The following is a 5,274-nucleotide window of genomic DNA, read 5'->3' as shown; positions in this document are numbered from 1 at the left end:
CCGTTCAATCCAGCCTTGATGGTGAGGGACAAGTGTCTGTTCACCGTCGAGGAGGTCATAGGGGCTTGACTTGACAGCTCCTATAGTAAAACAAACAAAGGTTAGCAGTTTCCTAACTTTACTGTTGACTTTTTATAGGAGGGTTCTATGAACAAACGGGCAAAAGGCTTGGCTTTTCTTGTTGCTCTCACGTTTCTTGCAATGATTACGGTAAATGCATTGGCGAATATACTTCCCATTGGCGGCATGGGCACCGGTGAAGTTTCTGACTCCTACCCCAATCTGTTTGCACCTGCAGGAATCACATTCTCCATCTGGGGTGTCATTTATGCATTGCTCGCCTTGCATACATTCTACCAGTTCAGGAAGGGAGATGAGAGCATTCAGATCATTTTCTCGGTCTCAAGTGTGGTCAACATTGCGTGGCTTTTCTCTTGGCATTATCAAATGATTGGGCTCTCACTGCTCTTGATGCTGATACTGCTTGTCTGCTTGATCAGAATCAATGACTTGATCGACCATACAGCCATGGATAGATACTCCTATTGGGCTCTCTCTGTTCCCTTCTCTGTGTACCTTGGTTGGATTACCGTAGCAACCATTGCAAACGTCACTACCTTCCTTGTCTCCATCGGTTGGTCTGGTTGGGGCATAAGCGAGATGACATGGACAGTAATTGTTCTCGTGGTAGGCGTATTGATTGCTCTCTCCTGGGCATTCCGCCGTCGTGATCCAGTATACCTGCTTACCTTGATCTGGGCTTATACCGGAATCTTGATAAAGCATACATCCAGGGAAGGATTCAATGGTGAATATCCCTTGATCCTGACAGTGACAGCAATTGCAATTGCTGCATTTGCCATCTCTTTCGGAGTATTTCTCCTTCGTAAGAAGCAATCTGTGGCATGAAGCAGCCCAAGGAAGTCAGGGCCCTTCAGGTAGTGTTGGCCCTCTATATTTTGTTCTCTTTGGTACTGGCCTCACTAAACCAGGGGGGATCTCCCGAGGTAGCAGAACGGGTCGCTCCCTGGTGGCATTTCTATGAGAACCAGTTCAAGACATTTCTCATAGTAATATGCGGCTTTCTCACCTATCGTATTGCCAAACGAAAAGGAAGAGCGGGTATGAGGTTGAAAAATTTCATCGGATTCACCCTTAGCGCCCTCATAGTCCATATACTCCTACCCTTGTTCACCGGCAATCCGGAAATCTATTTTTTTGCCATGCCCCTCCCATGGACAACCATACCATTGCAGGCAGGTATTCCCTGTTCTTCATTTGCCCAAAGCCATCAGGCAACCCTGGGGTTGGAGGGGATTGGGTGGGCAATTACCTTCTTCTGGGTATACAGCATCCTAGTTGGAGTAACCACTGTCTTGTTCGGCAGACGCTTGCATTGTTCCCATCTGTGCCTTTTCAACGGCTTTGCAGCAGAGGTATTCGATCCCGCAATTCCTCTCTTGACCAAGGTCCACCATCCGCTCAAAAAGGGAACACTCAAGCACCTTCGTTCCATCAGGATTGTGTATCTCCTTATCGCTCTCTTCTTTACCGGCTTCTGGCTGGTTGTCCCTTCCGTTACATTTTCCGGTACGACGATGCAAACCATGAGGATGATTGAGCTTTTCTGGTATCTATTGGCAAACCTCATACTGGCGATGGCCTTCTGGGTTGTTTCTGTTGGACGCTTATACTGTCATCTCTGTCCACTCGGAACGGTGCTTGCGGTCCTTGCTCGTCTCGGAAGAATGCGCATTGAATCAGGAAAAACACATTGCATAGGGTGTGGTGCATGTGACAAAGCCTGCCCCCTTTCGATTTCCATCAAGGAACGGGCAATCCACGGTGAGCCGATTATCAGTGACCAATGCGTAGGCTGTGGACATTGCGTGGATGCCTGCCCTACTGGCACCCTCTCCTATACCACGGCATTTCTACACCTTATCAGGAAAAAGCCCTAACCAGAGAGCCGTTTTGTTGACTCGTATCATCGCTGGTGTTACCTTAATGAGACCAATGAGGAGGAAGTGTGCAAGGCTCATTCCTGAAAAAGAGGGGTGGAATTTCCAAACGCTCCGTTATCATACCAATTATTCTCATTCTGGTACTTTTTTTTGCCGCTGGCCTGTACATGATCTCCATTACGAGGCAATTTTACTTCCAGGAAAAAGTCAAGGAAGCTTCCCTGCTTGCAAGAGGCTATGCAAAGAGCCTCGGCATTGTCATCGATGCGGAGTACCAGCTTGACCAACAGATGCGGAGCACCCTGAATGTTGCTGGGGTACGGCTCAGTAAGTATGCAGAACCCTTTACCAATGATGTGCTTGCAGAGTTTGCCGAGGATCTAGATGTGGACGTCATTTATCTCTACAATCAGGACCTTTTGCTTATCCACTCCAGTGACAATACCTATATTGGATGGGAACCGGAGGAAGGACATCCGATCCAAAACTTCCATAAGAGTGGGATGCGAAATTTTGTAGAGGGTATCAGGGAAGATACTGTTTCAGGAATCCTGTATAAATATGGCTATTACCGATTCCCTGACAACAGGATGGTACAAGTTGGACTGCGAGCTGAGACCATCAGTGAGTTGTATGCCCAGTTTGATCCACAGTACTTGATAAACGAACTGATGAAGTATGGCAACCACACACAAATTGTATATATGGACAATGAGGGGAAGATCATTGCTTCATCTTCTCCTGACTATAATGAGATCATGATCAATGCAACCAAGCATGCCTTGCCGGTTCTCTTCGGTGAATACCGGAATATTGAGTGGGCAGGAACTCCCTATCTTGTATTTCGCATGCCTGTCCAGGTAAAGGAAGTACTGAGCGGTTCCTTGTTGCTTTTTTACGATATGCGTATGGCAGAGAACCTGTTGGCTGGGCTTGTGCTTGTTATCAGCATAACACTGGGATTGTTCTTTCTCCTCTTCAGCTACTCCATCCTGCACACCTACCGCAAGAACAAGCATATTGTCACCATCGCCTACCATGATGAGTTGACGGGACTTCCAAACCATCGGTATTTCAATGAGTTCATAAGCGAGTCACATGGCGCGCCATTGACGTGTCTTATGCTTAACCCGAGAAATTTCAAGGCAATAAACATCCTGTATGGGTATACCTACGGCAACGAAGTGCTGATTCATATAGCTGATGTACTCTCAGCGCTCCAACATAGGCAAGCAAGTCTCCAAGCCTTCCGAATCTCTGATGATCGTTTCATTATCCTAATGCATACCCAGTCAAGCGAGAAGCAGATTGATGCACTTATCGGTTCATTGCGCCTGCTCGCCAACCAATATCAGGATGTCAGTTCTTTGGAATTCTCCATTGGAATATCAACAACCGATACCGCTGGACATGACCCTTCCTTGCTCATCAAACAAGCATCCATTGCTCTACATGCCACCACTGATGAAATCTTCATCCAACAATATGACAACAGCATGGAAGAGTCCCTCATACGGAAGGATACCATTGAACAGGAACTTAAACGGGCCATCAGGGGCGAGGAGGGAATACTCTCACTCGCCTTCCAGCCAATAGTTGAGGCAAGAGACTCTAGCATCCATGGTTTCGAGGCACTCGCGAGAATGAAGAGCCAGAAACTGGGGATGATCTCACCTATGGAGTTCATCACACTGGCTGAACAGAGAGGACTCATGGTTCCCCTAGGGGACAAGATCATTGATCTTGCCACAGATTTCCTTCAAACCATCCAGGAACGTTTTGACGGGAATGTAAATGTAGCAATAAATGTATCGGCACTGCAGATGATCGAAGAGAATTTTACCAGTAAATTCCAGGAGTTGGCAAAAAGAAAACAGATCAATCTCTACCAAGTTGAGTTGGAACTGACAGAATCACTCTTCTCGCAAGACCTCAACCTTATTGCCAGGAGGCTGAAGGAACTACGCCAGCTTGGAATTCGTATCTCCATCGACGACTTCGGAACAGGATTCTCTTCCCTCTCGCGATTGGGTTCACTGGAAATCGACATACTGAAACTGGATAGACTCTTTGTCATGGCACTCTCAGAAGAATCGGAACGTGATCTTGTCTCGGACATTATATCCATGGCTCATCATCTTGGGAAAAAAGTCGTAGCAGAGGGAGTGGAAACAATAGAACAAAAACAATGGCTTGAGAATGCACAATGCGACTTGCTCCAAGGCTATCTTTTTAATAAACCATTATCAACTTCTGATGCAATTCTCCATCTGGAACAGGAGAAGACCCATCATGCGTAACGTATACATCCTAACCATCCTGATGTTCTTTTCTCTTGTTTCCTTGGCTGCTGAAACACTTCCTGCTCTGGACAGGGGTGTTGAGAATGCCAGACATCCCATGCTCCTGATAGATGAGAGGGACAACTCCATACGCTATGCAAATCCAGCCTGTGCCGAATATTTTTCAATACCCAAGGAGAGACTCATCGGGAGGAATTTCCCGGCTCTTATTGGAAAAAGCATTCACTCTCTTACTGATTTGCATGACCAGATGATTTCCCTTGAAACCGACGACGAAAGAGAGCTCTACTTTCTGGTAGGAGTACAACAGGTTGGAGAGACCGGATCCCCATATTTTATAGTAATGCTGCAGGATAAAAGCACTGAACAGCTACTGATGATCCGTAACAGGCGTATAAGTTTTGCCTTGATCGCAACATCATTGCTTACCATCCTCTTCCTCATGTTTTTCTTGGTTCTCCAGTCACGTCAGAATAAACAATTACAGAAAGTAAACCAGCAACATGAGGACAACCTCTCATTACTCAAGCAATTTCTCAATGCTAATAACCGATACAGTTATATAAAAGACAGTGAAGGTCGATTCCTGACAGTGAATGATAACCTTTGTCGGCTTCTCTCCTGCGATGAGAACTCCCTTCTAGGCAAGCAAGTCGAAGAGGTTGCCCATCATGATCTCGCAACCCTGATGGTGGAAAGTGACCGGGAAGCATTGAATGAGCTGAAGACCGTGGAGAAGGAAACGCACTGGAGAGAAAGACTTTACAAGATAACAAAATTCCCCCTATTACTTCCGGGAGGAACCATTGGTCTTGGAGCATTTGCTGAGGATATAACAGAACAAAGACATCTGGAGCGAACCCTCAGGGAAAATGCAAGACGTGCTGCTGCCTTCTCCCATCTCCTCTCCTCATCCATCAAGAACCCGGATGATCAACTGACCAATGTTCTTGAAGAGGTATGTGCAATCAACGGAAGCAAGATTGGGATATTGCTCATTATTGATG

Annotated in this window: 4 protein-coding genes; all 4 read left to right on the top strand. The window is 46.4% G+C overall.

Annotation, left to right across the window (positions count from 1 at the left end; translation table 11 throughout):
- The first annotated feature begins 147 nt into the window (after nt 1-147).
- Nucleotides 148-909: a tryptophan-rich sensory protein gene (locus tag JF818_RS06205; protein WP_198891157.1), complete on the top strand. Its 762-nt coding sequence runs from the start codon at nt 148-150 to the stop codon at nt 907-909.
- On the top strand, nt 906-1,961 hold the full coding sequence (locus JF818_RS06200) for a 4Fe-4S binding protein (protein ID WP_198891155.1): 1,056 nt from the start codon (nt 906-908) through the stop codon (nt 1,959-1,961). The genes JF818_RS06205 and JF818_RS06200 overlap by 4 nt, the downstream gene beginning before the upstream one ends.
- Before the next feature lie 68 nt (nt 1,962-2,029).
- Nucleotides 2,030-4,264: a bifunctional diguanylate cyclase/phosphodiesterase gene (locus JF818_RS16650; RefSeq protein WP_198891154.1), complete on the top strand. Its 2,235-nt coding sequence runs from the start codon at nt 2,030-2,032 to the stop codon at nt 4,262-4,264.
- Nucleotides 4,257-5,274: PAS domain-containing protein (locus JF818_RS06190; RefSeq protein ID WP_198891152.1), on the top strand; the 1,018-nt coding region annotated here is incomplete at its 3' end. The genes JF818_RS16650 and JF818_RS06190, both read left to right, overlap by 8 nt.

The organism is Sphaerochaeta sp. S2 (genome assembly GCF_016406725.1).
GTDB lineage: Bacteria > Spirochaetota > Spirochaetia > Sphaerochaetales > Sphaerochaetaceae > Sphaerochaeta.
This window is presented reverse-complemented; position numbering and strand designations above follow the sequence as displayed.

Coding starts and splice junctions, on each gene's coding strand:
- JF818_RS06200 (WP_198891155.1), top strand. CDS start 906: ATGAAGCAGCCCAAGGAAGTCAGGGCCCTTCAGGTAGTGTTGGCCCTC.
- JF818_RS06205 (WP_198891157.1), top strand. CDS start 148: ATGAACAAACGGGCAAAAGGCTTGGCTTTTCTTGTTGCTCTCACGTTT.